This window comes from Virgibacillus sp. CM-4, from assembly GCF_000445495.1.
Taxonomy (GTDB): Bacteria; Bacillota; Bacilli; order Bacillales; family Amphibacillaceae; genus Virgibacillus; species Virgibacillus salexigens.
This window is the reverse complement of sequence record NZ_AUQA01000007.1, coordinates 102,287-119,708: the sequence shown is the minus strand read 5'-3', so window position 1 is coordinate 119,708 and position 17,422 is coordinate 102,287. Positions and strand designations below refer to the sequence as shown.

The 17,422-nt window shown below is 36.6% G+C and carries 20 protein-coding genes and 1 tRNA gene; 7 read left to right on the top strand and 14 right to left on the bottom strand.

The window, feature by feature from the left end; genetic code table 11:
• Positions 1–113: 113 nt before the first annotated feature.
• The 8 genes from M948_RS39415 to M948_RS39385 are packed head-to-tail and all read right to left on the bottom strand — an operon-like array spanning position 114 to position 2,486.
• On the bottom strand, positions 114–332 hold the full coding sequence (locus M948_RS39415) for a hypothetical protein (RefSeq protein ID WP_021292092.1): 219 nt from the start codon (positions 330–332) through the stop codon (positions 114–116).
• Between the two features lie 18 nt (positions 333–350).
• Positions 351–479, bottom strand: coding sequence for a hypothetical protein (locus M948_RS43875; RefSeq protein WP_021292091.1), 129 nt, complete (start codon positions 477–479; stop codon positions 351–353).
• Positions 476–715 (bottom strand): hypothetical protein, encoded by a 240-nt coding sequence (locus M948_RS39410; protein WP_021292090.1) that lies wholly within the window; start codon positions 713–715, stop codon positions 476–478. The genes M948_RS43875 and M948_RS39410 overlap by 4 nt, the downstream gene beginning before the upstream one ends.
• Positions 716–729: 14 nt before the next feature.
• Positions 730–927, bottom strand: coding sequence for a hypothetical protein (locus M948_RS39405; protein WP_021292089.1), 198 nt, complete (start codon positions 925–927; stop codon positions 730–732).
• Positions 928–987: 60 nt separating this feature from the next.
• Positions 988–1,260 (bottom strand): hypothetical protein, encoded by a 273-nt coding sequence (locus M948_RS39400; RefSeq protein ID WP_021292088.1) that lies wholly within the window; start codon positions 1,258–1,260, stop codon positions 988–990.
• Positions 1,261–1,280: 20 nt separating this feature from the next.
• Positions 1,281–1,463, bottom strand: a complete 183-nt coding sequence (locus tag M948_RS39395; protein WP_021292087.1) for a helix-turn-helix domain-containing protein — start codon at positions 1,461–1,463, stop codon at positions 1,281–1,283.
• Between the two features lie 5 nt (positions 1,464–1,468).
• Positions 1,469–1,726, bottom strand: a complete 258-nt coding sequence (locus M948_RS39390) for a hypothetical protein (RefSeq protein WP_021292086.1) — start codon at positions 1,724–1,726, stop codon at positions 1,469–1,471.
• 1 nt (position 1,727) lies between these two features.
• Complete coding sequence (locus tag M948_RS39385; RefSeq protein WP_021292085.1) at positions 1,728–2,486, bottom strand: Rha family transcriptional regulator; 759 nt, start codon at positions 2,484–2,486, stop codon at positions 1,728–1,730.
• 52 nt (positions 2,487–2,538) lie between these two features.
• Between M948_RS39385 and M948_RS39380 the strand changes: the two genes are divergently transcribed.
• Positions 2,539–2,829 (top strand): hypothetical protein, encoded by a 291-nt coding sequence (locus M948_RS39380; protein WP_021292084.1) that lies wholly within the window; start codon positions 2,539–2,541, stop codon positions 2,827–2,829.
• On the opposite strand, the gene M948_RS39375 is transcribed toward M948_RS39380, so the two are convergent.
• Positions 2,807–3,079 (bottom strand): hypothetical protein, encoded by a 273-nt coding sequence (locus tag M948_RS39375; RefSeq protein WP_021292083.1) that lies wholly within the window; start codon positions 3,077–3,079, stop codon positions 2,807–2,809. The genes M948_RS39380 and M948_RS39375 overlap by 23 nt on opposite strands.
• A gap of 436 nt (positions 3,080–3,515) precedes the next feature.
• Here M948_RS39375 and M948_RS39370 point away from each other — a divergent pair, with 436 nt between their 5' ends.
• The 3 genes from M948_RS39370 (at position 3,516) to M948_RS39360 (ending at position 5,624) form a co-directional block, all read left to right on the top strand.
• Positions 3,516–3,938 (top strand): helix-turn-helix domain-containing protein, encoded by a 423-nt coding sequence (locus M948_RS39370; RefSeq protein WP_021292082.1) that lies wholly within the window; start codon positions 3,516–3,518, stop codon positions 3,936–3,938.
• Positions 3,939–3,949: 11 nt separating this feature from the next.
• Complete coding sequence (locus tag M948_RS39365) at positions 3,950–4,366, top strand: ImmA/IrrE family metallo-endopeptidase (RefSeq protein WP_021292081.1); 417 nt, start codon at positions 3,950–3,952, stop codon at positions 4,364–4,366.
• Positions 4,367–4,475: 109 nt separating this feature from the next.
• The gene (locus M948_RS39360; protein ID WP_021292080.1) at positions 4,476–5,624 is read left to right on the top strand and encodes a tyrosine-type recombinase/integrase; all 1,149 of its coding nucleotides are present in this window, start codon (positions 4,476–4,478) and stop codon (positions 5,622–5,624) included.
• Positions 5,625–5,756: 132 nt separating this feature from the next.
• Here M948_RS39360 and queG read toward each other — a convergent pair whose 3' ends face one another.
• From queG to M948_RS39345, 3 genes are all read right to left on the bottom strand, one after another.
• Complete coding sequence (queG, locus tag M948_RS39355) at positions 5,757–6,887, bottom strand: tRNA epoxyqueuosine(34) reductase QueG (RefSeq protein ID WP_021292079.1); 1,131 nt, start codon at positions 6,885–6,887, stop codon at positions 5,757–5,759.
• Between the two features lie 16 nt (positions 6,888–6,903).
• Complete coding sequence (locus M948_RS39350) at positions 6,904–8,607, bottom strand: ABC-ATPase domain-containing protein (protein ID WP_021292078.1); 1,704 nt, start codon at positions 8,605–8,607, stop codon at positions 6,904–6,906.
• Between the two features lie 165 nt (positions 8,608–8,772).
• Positions 8,773–8,846, bottom strand: a tRNA-Gly gene (locus M948_RS39345).
• Positions 8,847–9,136: 290 nt separating this feature from the next.
• Between M948_RS39345 and dat the strand changes: the two genes are divergently transcribed.
• The 3 genes from dat (at position 9,137) to M948_RS39330 (ending at position 12,723) form a co-directional block, all read left to right on the top strand.
• Entirely contained in the window at positions 9,137–10,012 is an 876-nt protein-coding gene (gene dat, locus M948_RS39340; RefSeq protein ID WP_021292077.1) for a D-amino-acid transaminase, read from the top strand.
• Between the two features lie 123 nt (positions 10,013–10,135).
• On the top strand, positions 10,136–10,657 hold the full coding sequence (locus M948_RS39335) for a DNA topology modulation protein (RefSeq protein ID WP_021292076.1): 522 nt from the start codon (positions 10,136–10,138) through the stop codon (positions 10,655–10,657).
• 62 nt (positions 10,658–10,719) lie between these two features.
• Positions 10,720–12,723 (top strand): S9 family peptidase, encoded by a 2,004-nt coding sequence (locus tag M948_RS39330; RefSeq protein WP_021292075.1) that lies wholly within the window; start codon positions 10,720–10,722, stop codon positions 12,721–12,723.
• Positions 12,724–13,049: 326 nt separating this feature from the next.
• Here M948_RS39330 and carB read toward each other — a convergent pair whose 3' ends face one another.
• Entirely contained in the window at positions 13,050–16,274 is a 3,225-nt protein-coding gene (carB, locus tag M948_RS39325) for a carbamoyl-phosphate synthase (glutamine-hydrolyzing) large subunit (RefSeq protein WP_021292074.1), read from the bottom strand.
• Positions 16,253–17,350, bottom strand: coding sequence for a carbamoyl phosphate synthase small subunit (locus M948_RS39320; protein WP_021292073.1), 1,098 nt, complete (start codon positions 17,348–17,350; stop codon positions 16,253–16,255). The genes carB and M948_RS39320 overlap by 22 nt, the downstream gene beginning before the upstream one ends.
• Positions 17,351–17,422 lie beyond the last annotated feature (72 nt).

Here is a 17,422-nt window from a genome sequence, read left to right as displayed (position 1 = left end):
ATCAGTGTCCTCACCTCCTTCAACTATCTAGCACTTACTACAAACACAATTACGCTAATAATTAGTGCGATTATAGATATCATCAGTATTAAAAAGTCGAACATGTTTACACCTCACCTCCTTATCAGGTCTTTGGCGTAAGATATTTCTCGATATAATTGCATTACTTCTGGATTATTAAATTCAAATGCTGCTGAATAAAGATCTGGAATGTTATAAACCTTTTTCATATCATCCATCAAAGCAGTAATACGATGATCTCGAACTTCTTTAGATGCCCACATAATCTCAATGAACCGTTCACGATATAATTGCAGCTCCTTCTGTGACAATTACCTCACCCCCTTTAATTAAGAAATAATGATTGCTATTGCTGCGATTATTAGAGGAGTGGCCATAATGACATAAAATAGAATCTCATCGGACAAACTAACTTCTTCAACTTCACCGATAAAGAAATCAATTATTTTATTTCTCAATACCAATCCCTCCTTTTTTCGCTTGCTATGTCGCTCTTTTCTTCTTCAATCTTTTTAGCGTTCAATGCCTTTAGTGTTAGCATTGAATTGTTGATGTCTTCCAAGCTACCTCGATTGTTTTTAAAGTTTGCAGACACCGCATTATCTAAAATTTTGTTGCAAGTAATTCTTAGATTTTCCACTTCATCATCCACCATGTCTCTATCCTCTGGAAGAAAGTGATCTCTTAATGCCATTTTTTAAACCTCCTTTATAAAGCAGCAGCTTGTACCCTTTCATATAAGTTAATAATTCTAGGATGTACATTTGAGCCTGGCAGTTGGAAGATCATTTCCATGTCTTTCATTAACATTTCTGCACGTTGTTTTCTTGAAGCTGGAAAAGTATTCATGATGTCATTGAAACGCTCTTGTAAGATGTTTAAGTGAAATGTGTTAGCTTTTGTCATTTTGTTTCACTTCCTTCAACTAAAAAGTTAATTTGAACGCCTGTCCGCGCTTAATTTGGATTACCATTCATCCATAATTTCTTTCATAACTTCTAAGCTTTGTTCATAAAACCAAAAACGTTTTCCCTTTTCTTTTCTTCTTTCCAAGAGCTTCATTCGTGGATCGTGTAAAAATTCATTTTCTAAGAAAGACTTACTCATGCACGTTCTTTTCGACATTTCTTCGATATCCCAAACAAATAACGCATTTTTTAATGTTTCATCTAACTTTTCGTTGATATACTCCCTTACTTCCGATTGATCTACATCAATATTGAATTCTGCTATTGGCAATTAGGAACCCCCTTTTCCTGTTAAATACCTAAGATTTTTCTAATGTGTTTAACGTGCTGTTGAGCTTTTTTTCCTGTCCTTCTTCCATTAATAATGTCGCTCACATATGGAGCAGACACACCTAGTAGCTCAGCTAATCGCTTCTGTGTAATATCTTGCTTATACATTTCTGATTTAACCTTGGCTGCTAAATCGTTTGACATGGTGTTCACTCCTTTCGATCACACTTGTTATGTGATAAATATTGTAATGATCTGATCAGCTCTTGAATTTCTTCTTCACCCAGATAGACTTCCGTAACACTTCTTTCCTCCAATCGAGCGTTATCTCTGGAAGACTTTTCTTCATTAACTTGATATTCAGTTACTGACAATGTATAAGAGTCCATTTCTTCATGATTTTCTATATCGATCGAAGCGTTACAATCCCAAAACATTAAGGTTACTTTTTTATTTGTTTCTGACATGTTAGTTAGCCTCCTTTAAATCAATGCCATGCTTAATAGCAAATTCTTTTACAACCGCTACATACACTTCAATTAAACGTTTATCATCTTCTATTACATCTACTTTTGTGAGCTTGTCTCGTTTTGACTTGCTAACACCTTCATCTGCAAGACGTCTGCGCTTATTGGTTAGACGAACACCTAATTGATAACCGCCACGACGTTCTACTTCTTTATAAATCTCTGTGTTAATTTCTTTGTATGCACTGAAACCACCTCGAGATTGAGCCATCTTACTAATCAGCTGACGAGCATCTTTGCGCCAATCTGTTGTATTTAGAGCAACTACATCACGTATTCCATCAACTTTATTTTCTAGTTGCTTGGTGGCCATTTCTTGTTTAGCCAGTGATTGAAACAAACCATTAAACATTTGAAGTTCTGGACTTAACTGTGATGTGTCTAGTTGCTGTTCCATTTCGTTAAATTTGCTTACGTATGTTGCAGTGAATAAAATCCCCTTCTCACCAGTCATTTTATTAGCAACCATTTCGCATCCTTTTTTAGTTAGAAGATAGCAAGGTCTTGTTTGGTTATTACTATCTTTGTAGTTGTGTTCTATGAAGAAATCGCCCGACGCAAAATTGCGTTCGGCTAAAATGGCTTCATACCCTTTAATTGTTCTTAGTAATTCTGTGTGACGTTTCCCCACCATTTCGGCTACTTCTCTACTATCCGTTACAAGTTGACCGTTGTGGCTTACAATTGTTAAATCTGACATTATATTTCTCCTCTCATTTGGTATAATCTCCCTATGGGGGAGGTGATTTAATATGGTAATTATTAATTTTCTTGATGGTGATAAGTTAGAAGTCGAACATGACACATTTTTTGTTGGAATAAATAATAATCCTCGAAAAGGTTCAGAAGAATTCTATTTATCAATGACTTATGCAGGTAGTCTTGATGGTGACATAAATGGTCTTCAATCCGCATTAAATACTGGTGATAAGAGATTAGGGATTGGTGGATTCCTTTTATCTCACGACGCTTTTTCTGTTGGAGATGGTGAAGATAAAACCATCTACTTCACATCTGCAATTAAATCAATTTCTGTAATTTAAACTGATATTGGCGAGCTAGTTTTTTAGCTAGTTCGCTATCCACTTTATAAATTTCTGATAACATTTTAGAAACATCATCTTTAAATTTATTCACAATAAATAGCTCTTTATCGGGTACATTCACTTGGAAATTACCTTCTCCATCTACTTCTAGTTCGTATCTTGAAAAAATCAAACTTACTTCTAAAACATATCCCGGTACTTGACCTCCAAATGTTTTCCCTGAACAGTAAGGAACCATTTCACTCACTCTACACCCCTCCTTTATTTCACTCACACCTAAGTTTCAAGACCTAAAGTCATGGCGTGACCTATTGGTGCTGCTTCTTACCGCAATTGATAGATCATGGCATGCTCCGCTCGTTTAGATGTTGAAACTCAGGTGTGAGTGTTTTATAAAAAAGCTATAAAGTTAGCTAATTAGCTAAAAAGTGTTGACCTTAATTAGCGTGTATGCTATTATCAATGCATAGCTAAATAAGACTCTAAAAAGCCTGTAATTGTGCATTTTTTCAGCCCCCCAGCGTCAAAAATTGCATTTAGATAGGTCGTATTTTTACTGTCTTTTTATAGCTAACTAAATAGCTTATGAACACAGTATATTAGCGTAAACGCTATTTGTCAACAACTAAATAGCGCAAAAGTTAATATTTGTTTTCCATAAGCTCCCTGAAAGGTTGATTTGAGTGAGTTTAGTGGAAAGAATAAAAAAGTTATGTGACGAGAAAAAAGTATCTTTCGCAGAGGTTGAAAGAAGTACAGGTATTTCCAATGGACAAATACGCCGTTGGGATAAATCCTCACCGAAAATTGATAATGTTACTAAAGTAGCTAACTACTTTGATGTTTCTACTGACTACTTACTAGGCCGTACTGACGAAAAGAGATACTATGACCTAACTGACAAAGATGAGCGAGATATCGAGAAAGACCTGGAGCGTATTATTAATAGCGCTGAAAGTGATTGCGGACTTGCTTCATTTGACGGAAAGGTTCTAGATGAAATGGACGAAGAAGACAGAGATCTATATATATCATCATTGAAGAATGCTCTAAGAATGCACAAAAGACTAGCTAAGAAGAAGTTCACTCCTAAAAAATATAGATAAGGCGTGATTCCGTGACAATAAAAAAGAAGGTCGGTCAATTAGTTGAAAAATATGGAACGAATGATCCTTTCAAGATTGCTGAAGCCATGGGAATTGAGATTGTATACGAAAACTTAGGTACATCACTAGGGTACTTCAGTAGTATCTATCGAACAACTATTATCCATATAAATGAGAGTTTATCCTATAAAAAACAACTGTACACAATTGCTCATGAATTAGGTCATGTTGTATTACACCCAGATGAAAACACTGCCTTTCTAAAAGGTAACACATACTGTTTAACAGATAAAAAGGAGGTTGAAGCGAACACGTTTGCTATTGAGCTTTTGTTATCAAACACAGAGAATGGAAATGTTTCTTTTGATCAAGCAATAGAAGACTACGGAATGCCAGAACAACTTCTTGTTAAATTTTTTTACAGTTAAAACAGAACAAACGATCCATTTAAGGAGGTGGTTCTAATATAAGTACAGAACCGATATCTTCCTCCCCAATTTTGAACGCCTGTCCGCGCAAAAGAAGGGAAAGATAACGATGAAATTGTACAACAGCAAAAAGGATAAAGATCTATATTACTATTTTAATTCGAAAAAAGAAAAACTATGGTGTTATAGGCACAGATATTATGACGCATTAGGGAAAAGAAAAGAGAAATACAAACAAGGATTTAAATCAGAAAACGCAGCTTATAGAGCATTGCTTGAAGTCAAAACTGCTATTGTAAACGGGGATGTTAAACAAGTAGAAGAATCTAATTTAACTGTTTCTGAATGGTTAGATATCTGGTATGAAACGAAAAAGAGTGGTTGGAAAAACTCAACATGCATAGAAAGAAAACGGATGTTAGATGACGTCATCAAACCAATGATAGGCAAGTACAACCTTTCGAAATTAGATTCAATGACTTATGAACGAGTGTTTATTAACGAAATTTTAAAGAGGCTTGCACCTAGCACGGTAAAGATGTACCATCATGTCTTTAAAGTAGCGGTGAATGCAGCGGTAGCTAATAAGACTATTAAAGAAAATAACATTAACTCTATAAGAATCACTGACGACAAAAAAAATAAGAATAACTTTCTAACAAGAACAGAATTAATTACTCTTCTGAATGTAGCTAAAAATACAGCAAATATAACAAACTACTCATTATTGCTAACCTTAGCCTACACTGGCATGAGAAAAGGTGAAGCAAATGGTTTGAAGTGGTGTGATATTAACTTTAATGAGCAGACAATAAAAATAGAACGTACCCGTGATCAATACGGTGTACGTTCTCCAAAAACAAAAAATAGCTATCGAACCATTCCGATCAATGATGAACTGATTGATCAATTAAAAACATACCGTACTTGGTGCAAAAAAGCAAAATTATCGATCGGAGATCACTTATCAGATGATGATTTCATATTTATATCAAAATCAGGTGTTCCCAGTAAAGATCATATGCTTTTTAATGGAGCTTTAAATGCATTGATCAAAAAAGCGAAAGTTAAACGTATTACTCCACATGGTCTAAGGCATACCCACGCAACTATTCTGCTAGACCAGAAGACATCAGTCATAACAGTTGCTAAACGGTTGGGGAATACTCCTGAAGAAGTTTATAAAACTTATGGCCATTCTGATGATCAAGCTGACAAAAAAGCAGCATCCGTATTTAGTTCTATGATAAGTATGTAAGATTAACTGGGGGAGGTTTTGGGGGAGGTTTTTTATCCACCCCCGACAATCCCAGTAATGTCAACGTTTATATTCTCAAATCCTCCATAGAAAGTATATGGAGAGAATGCTTGTCAAACAGCCAAAAATTTCTTAGTTTTGAAAGGCAAGTCCTTTTTCCATTTCAAACAATACTTGCTCATCTGTTTCTTGTTCCATTGCTATCTTTATTGCATGAAATGCTTCCTCCGTACCGATTTTCCCTAGCGACCAGGCTGCAGTACCTCGAATAACCGGCCGAGGATCCTTCGTCATCACATCAATAATCTCTTTTACTGCCGTTTTATCTTTGTAATGCCCAAGAGCAATTAAAGTATTACGCTGAATTGGTTTTTTCCCTCTCCACGATCCAGATATATGCCCAAATGTCGCTTTAAATTCTCTATTTGACAATTTTAACATTGGAATTAGTTTTGGCTTTGATACCTCATGTTCCGGTTCAAACTCGGGATGAATATGAAAGTCAACCTTGTGATTTTTAGGACAAACTACCTGGCATGTATCACAACCATATACACGATTTCCAATCTTGGACCGGAATTCATCTGGTAAGAAGTCTTTTGTTTGGGTTAGAAAGGCAATACAGCGTTGTGCATTCAATTGCCCCCCCTGTACAATTGCCCCTGTAGGACAAGCATCAATACATTTTGTACATGAACCACAGCTATCGTCAACAGGTTCATCTGGTACAAAAGGAACATTAGTAATTAGTTCTCCTAAATAGACAAAAGAACCAAATTCCGGAGTGATAATCGATGTATTCTTTCCGCTAAAACCGATGCCCGCTCGCTCCGCAACAGCTCGATCGGATAATTCCCCCGTATCAACCATTACTTTATTTTTCCCGTCAGGTACTTTATCTTGAATAAAAGCTGCCAGCTTATTTAAACGCTCTCTCATCACGATATGATAATCAACGCCCCATGAAGCTCTGGCAAATAAACCTCGTCGTTCCTCTTTTGTACTCCGAGGAGCATTTTTCATTCTTGAAGGATAAGCCAATGCAATTGATATAATCGATTTTGCCTCTGGAAGTAATCGTGTAGGTTCCGTACGTTCCTCAATTGTACCTTTCTCAAATCCAGATTGGTAGTTTAACGCTTGCTGTCTTTTAAGCCGTTCTTTTAACTCACCAAATACATCTGCAGATGCAAAACCGATTTTATCGATACCTATCTGTTTACTATAATCAATAATTTCTTGTTTTAGTAGATCTGTTTGCATAAGCTTCTTCTCCGTTCTACCTCTGCTTTATAATAGCTGTACGCATCCGATTTAATACTGCTGCAATTTCGAATCTACGTGGACGCGCAAGATCGCCGGGATGCTGATTAGGAAAAGCAGTAATTGACCCTAACCCCTGCTTATCCATTCGTTCTTCAATCTGATCTAGCAATGTACACAACGCAATATCATTCATACCTTGTTTACGGTCTAGATGTTGAATCATTTCAGCTATCATCCTAGTTTGGGAGGCATCAACCAACTGTTCTGTATCTGTAAATGATATATCTGTCTTCCCCATCAATATATGTGTGCGGCCCTTGGCTTGAACTTTTACTCGTTTTCCTTTATTTGTCTGTAAGGATGATTGCTGAAAATAACGATTTCTAACTTTTCCAAATGTCCCCTCTAATGAAGTCTCTCTTTCTAATGGATATTGTTGCATAATTGCTTTTGCATCTATTGTAACATTTGCAGGTATATAGTTTTCCATTCGAATTACTGTATCAGCAGTTGCAAAATAGTCACCTGAACCCCCCATTACTAGTATTGTTGAAACGCCTAATTCATCACGTAGTTGCGTTATTTTATCAATAAATGGTGTTATTGGTTCTTTATTTTGATGAACAAGCAATTGCATTCGATGATCACGAATCATAAAGTTAGTTGCACTTGTATCTTCATCAATTAATAATGTAGATGCACCTGCTTCTAAAGCTTCCATTACATTTGCTGCTTGTGACGTACTGCCACTAGCATTTTCTGTGGAGAAAAAAGTAGTCTCCTGTTCATGAGGGAGATTATTAATAAACGGAGAAATATTTACTCCACTTACTTTACGCCCATCTTCAGCGCGAATTTTTACAGCATTTCTATCCGTTAATACAAATTCTCGGCCATCGCCCGCTACATGCGAATAAACACCACGTTCAATTGCTTGAAGTAGTGTACTCTTACCATGATAGCCACCGCCAACAATTAATGATATACCTTTTTCCACGGCCATTCCTTTTATCGGTTCATCTGTATGAGGAATTTCGATTTCCACTTGGTTTTCTGCAGGACTTTGAAATGGTACAGCTTTTTTTAACGGGCGATTACTTATACCGCTCTCTCTTGGTAAAATGGAGCCATTTGCTAAAAATGCAACCCAATTATTTTCCTTCATTTGCTGACGAACCGCATCTTGTTGATCTGCCAATTTGATGGCTTGATTAATTGCTTCATCTTTTAACGTATACACGGAATTCCTTATAATCGATGGTAATGCTTGGCTAAATAATTTCTCTGCTTCTTTCCCATTAATCTTCCTTCCATTGGCTGGCAATCCAACAGAAATACAAATAACAATTGATTGTGTCGTAATTTGTACAGCACTTCGTTCCAATATTTCTTGTCCTGGACGATCGAATAGAATCAATCCACTCTTACCAGAACCTTTTATAAATGAAGCTTCATTAGTCACTGCTTCCCCTATTATTCTTCCGAAAGCGTCTTCTGTAGCAATTTTTCTAGAAGTAGTCTCCAACCATTCTGGATAAACATATCGCTTACGCTTAGGGATCGTTATGCGTAATTTAGAAGGAGTGGCAAAAGGGTCTCCTTGGACATAATCAATATCTAAATCGTAGTTTTCATGTTCGTAATGATCTTGAATACTTTTATAAGCCTTATAACCTTTATTATCAATTCGCTTTAATATAGACAATAATTTCTTCATATAATCACCTCAAGTAGCCAAGTATAGTCGTTTCAACGTAATATTCTACGTCCAAGATTGTACATGCTTAACTTACATAAGTAAAACAACTTTAGTTTTCTAAATAAATTAAAAACGCAATACTTCGTACCTTCCATTACGAAATACTGCGTTAAGACATATGTATGGAGCGGGTGAAGGGAATCGAACCCTCGTCATCAGCTTGGAAGGCTGAGGTTTTACCATTAAACTACACCCGCAATGTATGTAAAAATTATTTATCATTTTTTCGAACGCAGTGTTAATTATAGCAATTAGGTTTTACGAAATCAAGAGGTTTTTTAATTTTTTTCGACAAAAATTTAATAAAATAATAACAAAGCTTACAGCTATTTAAAAAATATTTCTTTTTTCTACTGTTTTCCCCCTAGAGGCAGGTATTACTCCTTTTAGACGCTCGTTCTAAAAGTTTGAATTTCCAATGAGAAAGGATTTACATTGTGTTTTAGAAGTTATAGAATAGTCATAAGTTTTAGGGAGGAGAGAGAGAATGGCTATTTATCCAATTGTATTAACACAGCAAACATTTACTCATCAAGATAATTTAACCTATCCATTTGAAGAACGTGGATTACAATTTGGAGATGGTATATATGAAGTAATCCGTATATATAATGGTTCATACTATTTACTGAATGAACATGTTGATCGTTTGTTTCGTTCGCTAGATGCAGTAAAAATTAAACTTCCTGCTACGAAAGAGGAAATTACAGATTTGTTACTCCATTTATTAGAAAAGAATGAAATGACATCCGATGGGAAAGTATATTTACAAGTAACGCGCGGATCTGCTCCAAGAGATCATGTATTTCCTGCCGATGTACCAGCAAACTTGTATGCGTATGTACAAGATTTACCTCGTCATCTAGAAAACCTTCAAAAAGGAGTCTCTTCTATTACGGAGCCAGATGTGCGCTGGGAGAATTGTTATATAAAAAGTTTAAATCTGTTACCTAATGTACTTGCCAAGCAAGAAGCAAAAGAACAAGGCTGCTATGAAGCTATCTTACATCGTGATGACCTTGTAACTGAATGCAGCTCATCAAATATTTATATAGTAAAGAACGGCGTTATTTACACGCACCCAGCAACCAACCGAATCTTACATGGTTGTGTTCGTATGCGCGTTGAGAAGTTCGCAACCGATCTTTCTATTTCTTTTAATGAAAGTGGCTTTACCAAAGATGATCTGTTTGATGCAGATGAAGTTTTCTTGTCTAGTAGCACTTCTGAGGTTATGCCTGTCATCCGAATTAATCAAAAACAAATTCAAGATGGTACACCTGGGCCGATAACTCGTAAATTACAACAAGAATATGAACGTGATGCGAATATAACAGAAAACAATATAACGCATTCCCTTTAATTTATCGAAAAAGCACCTTGCATCATTTGTGAGGTGCTTTTCTATTAATTGCGATTAATGGAAACCCCCACTGTAAAGATACTTAATTAAATTCAGTTTTTCCCGTTTAGGAGGTTTTACTTCATGAAGAGAATAATGATTATTGGTAGCGGAGGTTCTGGTAAGTCAACGTTAGCAAAACAATTGGGTAAGCTACTTCATCTCCCTGTCCATCATATGGATGCAATATTTTGGCAACCTGGATGGGTCGCTATTGAACGAGAACAACTCGTAGAAGAAACAATCAACATTATGAAAACAGACAATTGGATTATTGATGGGAATTACAGTGCATCAATGGAGATACGTATGCAACAAGCAGATACGATTATTTTCTTGCATTACCGAACAATACAATGTCTGTATGGCATCATAAAAAGACGGATTCAACACCGTAACAAAACCCGTCCAGACATGGGAAAGGATTGTAAGGAAAAAATTGACCTCGAATTCTTCAATTGGGTACGTACATTTAATAAGAAAAAGGCTCCGCTAATTTATCAACGCCTTTCTAAATATAAGAACAAAAACATTCTTATCTTCAAAAACAGAAAAGAATTAAATAACTTCCTGAAAAATCTAAATCATCACCGTAGTGTCGATTGATTCGGAAGTCGAAATAGTTTAAACTATTAAAAAATCATTTATTTTAATAGAGGAGGAAAATAATGAGTAAGCATAGACGCAAGCTGACTTCTGAAGACATATTGAATCTAGAAGTATTTAGTGACCCACAATTCACACCCGATGGCCAAGCGTTCACCTATGTATCTACCACAATTAATGATAAAAAAGACTATCAGTCTCAACTTTTTTACCAAAGCTTAAATGACAACAATGCAATTCCTTGGACATTTGACAACGATAAAAATACACATCTTCGATTTTCTCCTGATGGGAAGAGAGCAGTATTTCAATCTACTAGAAGTGGTCTCCCTCAATTATGGTTGATCAATACCGATGGAGGGGAGGCACAGCAATTAACTACCTTTAAGCATGGTGCGACAAACCCTACGTGGACAAAGGATGGACAATTTATTCTCTTTAGCGCATTATTAGAAAACGATGATGATATACATAATCAACAGGAAATGACGAAAGAAGAGAAGCAAAAAATAAAATCTGCTAAACAGGAGCACCCCCTCGTTGTTAATCGCTTAAAATATAAATCAGATGCAAAAGGATTTCATGATAATAAAAAGACACAGATCATTCGCATGAATATCCAAGATGGTTCTGTTACTCAATTAACGCAAGCGGATACGGATCATGCCTTTCAAGATATCTCTCCCGATGGGAAAACCGTTTTAATAGCAGCAAATTTAAATGATGAAGCGGATCAAGAGTTGTCTAACGATCTCTATTTACTTGACATCGCAACTCAAAAGATGAACAAATTAACCACTAAACATGGTTCCTATCAGCAAGCTTCCTTCTCTCCGGATGGAAGCAAAATCGCTTGTTTTGGGCACGATTTTGCATATAAAGGAGCTACACTAACCGAATTATACATTTTCGACTGTCAATCCTTAGAACAAACCTGTCTTAGTACCAATTGGAATTTCCAGCTTGGTGATGCGATGATAGGCGATACCCATCTAGGTACATCAGAAACTGGTCCAACTTGGATTCAGGATGGCTCCACCATTTTCTTTATTGCAACGAGAGAAGGTGCAACCGAATTACATCAAATCGAATTGACAGCTAACCACCAAGTACTATACTCGGACGATAATCATGTTTTTGGTTTTACCTATGACGTTGTAAATGATCAATTGATTCTTGGAATCAGTACTCCGACTGATCCTTGTAATTTTTATTTATTAAATGAGGATTTAAGTCTTTCACAACTTACCAATGGAAATAAAACAGTAAAAGATCAGATTGCATTTGAAAAGCCTGAAACCTTGTGGATTAAAACAGAGGATAATGTAGAAATTCAAGGATGGCTTATTCGGCCATATCATTTTACAGAAGGAAAGAAGTATCCGATGATCCTGGAGATTCACGGTGGTCCTCATGCTATGTATGGCCAAACCTTCTTTTTCGAACTACAATTACTTGCAGCACAAGGATATGTCGTTCTATATACAAACCCAAGAGGCAGCCATGGTTATGATCAACATTTTGTGGATGCATGCCGCATGGACTATGGAGGAGGGGATTATCATGATGTGATGCAGGCTGTTAACCATGCTGTTCAAATGTATAGCTTTATAGATAAAGACCGTCTAGGTGTTACAGGAGGAAGTTATGGAGGCTTTATGACAAACTGGATTGTTGGGCATACGAATTGTTTTAAAGCTGCTGTTACGCAACGGTCGATATCGAATTGGCTTAGCTTCTACGGTGTAAGCGATATAGGTTACTTCTTTACAGAATGGGAACATGGTTTGAACTTATTAGACGATCCATCAAAATTATGGGAAATTTCCCCTCTGAAATATGCAGCAGATGTAGAAACACCTTTATTAATCCTGCATGGAGAAAATGATTATCGTTGTCCAATTGAACAAGGGGAACAGTTATTTATTACTTTAAAGCATTTAAAGAAAGAAGTAGAATTTGTGCGTTTTCCAGAGGCTAATCACGAACTGAGCAGAAGCGGAAAACCAAATATGCGAATTGAACGACTCAATCATATTTGTCGATGGTTTGAGAAATACGTATAGAATAGGTTAAGGGTAGGTAACTCGAAAGCCGAAAGTGTTCTAATGAGGGATGACGAAACTCGTCCTTTGCGGACAATGTCGCCAAACCCCTCTGCTAGGGTAAGGAAGCTGAAACCGCACCCGTGGAAAGCGACGTATCCTGACGGAGCGATGATAGAACCAGTTTTATGTAAATAAATCATCCGAACGGATTCGAGTGAAATCGTTCGGATGATGATAGAAATAAGCTACTTTGGTCCTCGTCTCTTTAACTTATGGTCTGCTTTCTTCTCTTCCTTTTACTGCACTTATGTATCAGTTATAAAGAATTATAAGAAGTGAGACTTTTAACGAAGAATAGATGCTTTCTTAGGAATACGATTAAGATAATCTTGTAAAGCATACACATCATCGTTAACAGCAGCAGATCCAACTAGGTACATTGCTTTAAATTTCTCCAAACTTGTATAGCATGGTATTTGATAACGTGTAGCAAGTTCTCGAATATAAAAACCTATTTTCTCTTTCTCCCTTCCTTGTTCAGGAATATTTACGATCATGTCAGGCTTTTCTTTTTCAAATGATTCGTAAATACGCTCTCTATCTTTCAGAACCGAAGCTGCGGGTAAACCATGTGAAATTAGATAGTTAGCAGTCCCCTTCGTTGCTATAATAGTAGCTCCCTTTTCAGCACAGTTTTGAAAATAGGCAAGGCTTTCTTCCTTCATACGATCAGCAATTGAAGCAAAAATAATTGGATTAGATGGACGATTATTTGAAACTAATTTTGCAAAAGCCTTTTCTTTACATTTGGACATCGCTATTGCTTCACCAGTCGATTTCATTTCTGGACCTAAAAGGTGATCAACTCCCTTTAACTTTCCAGCTGAAAAAACAGGAGCCTTGATAGAAATATAATGCGGTTCGCTACAAAGGCCAGTTTGGGGTGCCAAGTTTTGTATTGTTTGACCCAATTGTACATTTACGGCAAGTTCAATCATTGCAATATCTGTTACTTTGCTAATAAAAGGAACTGTTCGTGACGAACGAGGATTTACTTCTAATACAAAAACGGTATCATGAAAAATGACAAATTGAATATTCATCATCCCAACAATCGGAACTGACTGAGCAATGGTTTGTGATATATTTGTGATTTTCCGTTTTTCAGAATCACTTAAAGAAAATGGCGGAAACACTGCCATGCTATCACCTGAGTGAACTCCAGCTTTTTCTACATGCTCAAATATCCCTGGAATAATAATGTCTTTTCCATCGCTAATAACATCAACTTCACACTCCTTCCCGGGCAGATAAGGATCGATCAGTAGTGGCCAACAACGATCATTGGTGTCATATTGTATTCGCGTAACAAAATGATACAATTCTTCTTGGTTATAGCAAATAAACATGGATTGCCCACCAATTACATAGGAAGGGCGAATAAGCACGGGAAAACCTAATTCTTTCGTAGATACTGTTAATTCATCTATATTCTTAACAATATGCCCTTTAATATGGTCAATAGATAAGCTATCTAATAGTTGATAAAATTGTTCACGATCTTCCATTTGATCGATATTTTCTGGTGCTGTTCCTAAAACCTCAACCCCTTCTTTTTTTAAACCATTCGCTAGGTTGATAGCCGTTTGACCTCCAAATTGAACGAGTACTCCATCCACTGCTTCTTTATATACAACCGATAATACATCTTCTAAAGCTAATGGTTCAAAATATAATCGATCAGCAACTGAATAATCTGTGCTCACCGTTTCAGGGTTATTATTCATCACAATTGCTTCATATCCAAGCTCCTTTACCGCTATGGCAGCATGTACTGAACAATAATCAAATTCAACGCCTTGTCCGATACGAATTGGACCAGAACCCAATACAAGAATTTTCTTTTTATCATATTTTACTGACACTTCATCCTGCCCATGCCAAGTAGAGTAATAATAAGGAGTAATTGCATCAAATTCTCCTGCGCACGTATCTACTAATTTGTAGCTTGGTTTCATTTGCATGTACTGATATTTCTGCCGTAAGACGGTGGCAGTAGTGTTCAGTAACTCAGCAATACGTTCATCACTGATATTGAAACGTTTGGCTTGTTGTAATGTATCTCTCGAAATAGATGTAATGGTTTCATTTGTAATTAATTGTTCTAAATAAAAGATCCTCTCCATTTTCCGCAAATACCATGGATCGATTTGAGTAACTTGAGTCAGTTCCTCAATACAATAACCTCGTTCTAGAGCCTCATAAATAGCAAACAATCGTAAATCATTTGGTACTTCCAGAAGTTGCAACAGTTGCTTTGGCGTTTTTTCATGCATTTTAGGCCAATGCATACAATAAACATTCATCTCCAACGAACGTACAGCCTTATTTAAAGCTGCCTCAAATGTACGGTCAATTGCCATTACCTCGCCAGTGGCCTTCATTTGTGTACCTAACGTACGATCCGCCTCTGTAAATTTATCGTAGGGGAATCGAGGTAGCTTGACGACGACATAATCCAGCGCAGGTTCAAATGATGCATATGTATTTTCCGTAATTGGATTACTAATTTCATCCAATTGATATCCAAGCGCGCATTTCGTAGCAATTCTAGCAATTGGGTAACCAGTGGCCTTAGATGCTAGAGCAGATGAGCGACTAACCCTGGGATTTACTTCAATAATGCAATATTCATTTGAATTCGGATCTAAGGCAAATTGAATATTACAGCCACCAACAACCCCAAGTGCCCGGATGACTTTTAATGAAGAGGCACGCAGCAATTGATACTGTGTATCAGATAATGTTTGGGATGGTGCCACTACCATGGAATCTCCAGTATGCACACCTACCGGATCCATATTTTCCATATTGCACACAATGATACAAGTATCATTTGCATCCCGCATGACTTCATATTCAACTTCTTTCCAACCTTTAATACTCTTTTCAACTAATACTTGGTGAATGGGACTTAACTCTAGAGCCTTCTGCAGATGATTAAGCAGTTCCGATTCATCGTATGCAAATCCACCACCTTCACCACCAAGTGTATATGCTGGACGTAAAATAACCGGATATCCAATCTCGATAGCAAAGTCAACACCTTCTTGGACAGTTTCCACTACTTTTGACGCGGAAACAGGTTCATTTAAATCTAGCATTAACTGACGAAATAATTCTCTACTTTCTCCTTTTTGAATAGAGTCTACAGATGTACCAAGGATTTCAACCTGATGTTCAGCTAAGACGCCCTTATCATGTAAAGCTATCGTCAAATTTAATCCAGTTTGACCGCCAAGAGTACCAATCAATCCATCTGGCTTCTCCTTTGCGATAATAATTTCAAGCGTCGCTACATTCAACGGCTCCATATATACTTTATCCGCTATCTGTTTATCTGTCATAATTGTTGCAGGATTATTATTAGCTAAAATGACTTCAATTCCCTCTTCCTTCAATGTCAAACAAGCTTGTGTACCAGCATAATCAAACTCAGCCGCTTGACCAATCACAATAGGTCCTGATCCAATTACAAGTACTTTCTTTAAAGTTGTACGCTTTCCCATACCTGTTTCCCCCCTGATAATCTTGCTGTTTCGATAAAATCAGTAAAAATATATTCCGTATCACTGGGACCTGGATGTGCTTCTGGATGAAATTGAACCGATGTAATTGGTAATTTTTTGTGCTTCATTCCTTCTACCGAACCATCGTTCACATTTTTAAAAAGCAGTTGAAAATCTTCTGAATTTATACCATCAGCTAACACTACATATCCATGGTTTTGTGACGTCATATTCACTTTTCCTGTCACTAGATTTTTCACAGGATGGTTAGCTCCACGATGGCCAAATGGCATTTTTTCTGTTCTGCCACCAAAGGCTAAAGCAATTAATTGGTGGCCTAAGCATATTCCTAAAGTTGGATAATTTTCAGAAAGATGTTTGATTAGTGGAAAATGTGCATGTAAATCTTTGGGATCTCCAGGGCCATTGCTAATGATAACTCCATCAGGATATAGTTCCTCAATCTCGTTATAAGAAGTTGAGTTCGGTACAATTGTCACCTTACAATGTTCATGAATTAAAGCTTCAACAATTGATTTTTTATACCCAAAGTCAATCAATACAATATGACAGTTTCCTCTACCCATTACAACTGGCCGTTTCACACTGACTTGTTCAACAAGAGTACGACTGTTCGGAATATTGAACTTATGTATATAATCAGGAAAAACCTTTTCTAACACAATTCTTCCTTTAACAGTTTGATATTTTCTAATAGTTGAAACAAGCGATCGCGTATCTACATGTTTAAGCCCTGGTATCGCAGCTGCTTTTAAATTCTGTGATAAAGTCATCTCCGATTCAAAATGGCTCGGTTCATCACAAACATCATTTAATATTACGGCAGCAGCTTGAACCGTATTACTTTCATAGTTATATGAACTTATCCCATAATTACCGATAATGGGGTAAGATAAAGTTAGTATTTGACCAGCATAAGATGGATCAGTAAGCATTTCTTGATATCCAGTCATACTGGTATTAAACACAACTTCACCAGCAACCTCGCTCTCATATCCTATCCAATCTCCGGTAAATGTTTCACCAGTTTCTAACACGAGATATCCTTTTGTCATTTATCTTTCACCCCTATACTATATTTTTTTAATTATTGACTATTATAGTTTTCCGCCATCAATTTATCAAGC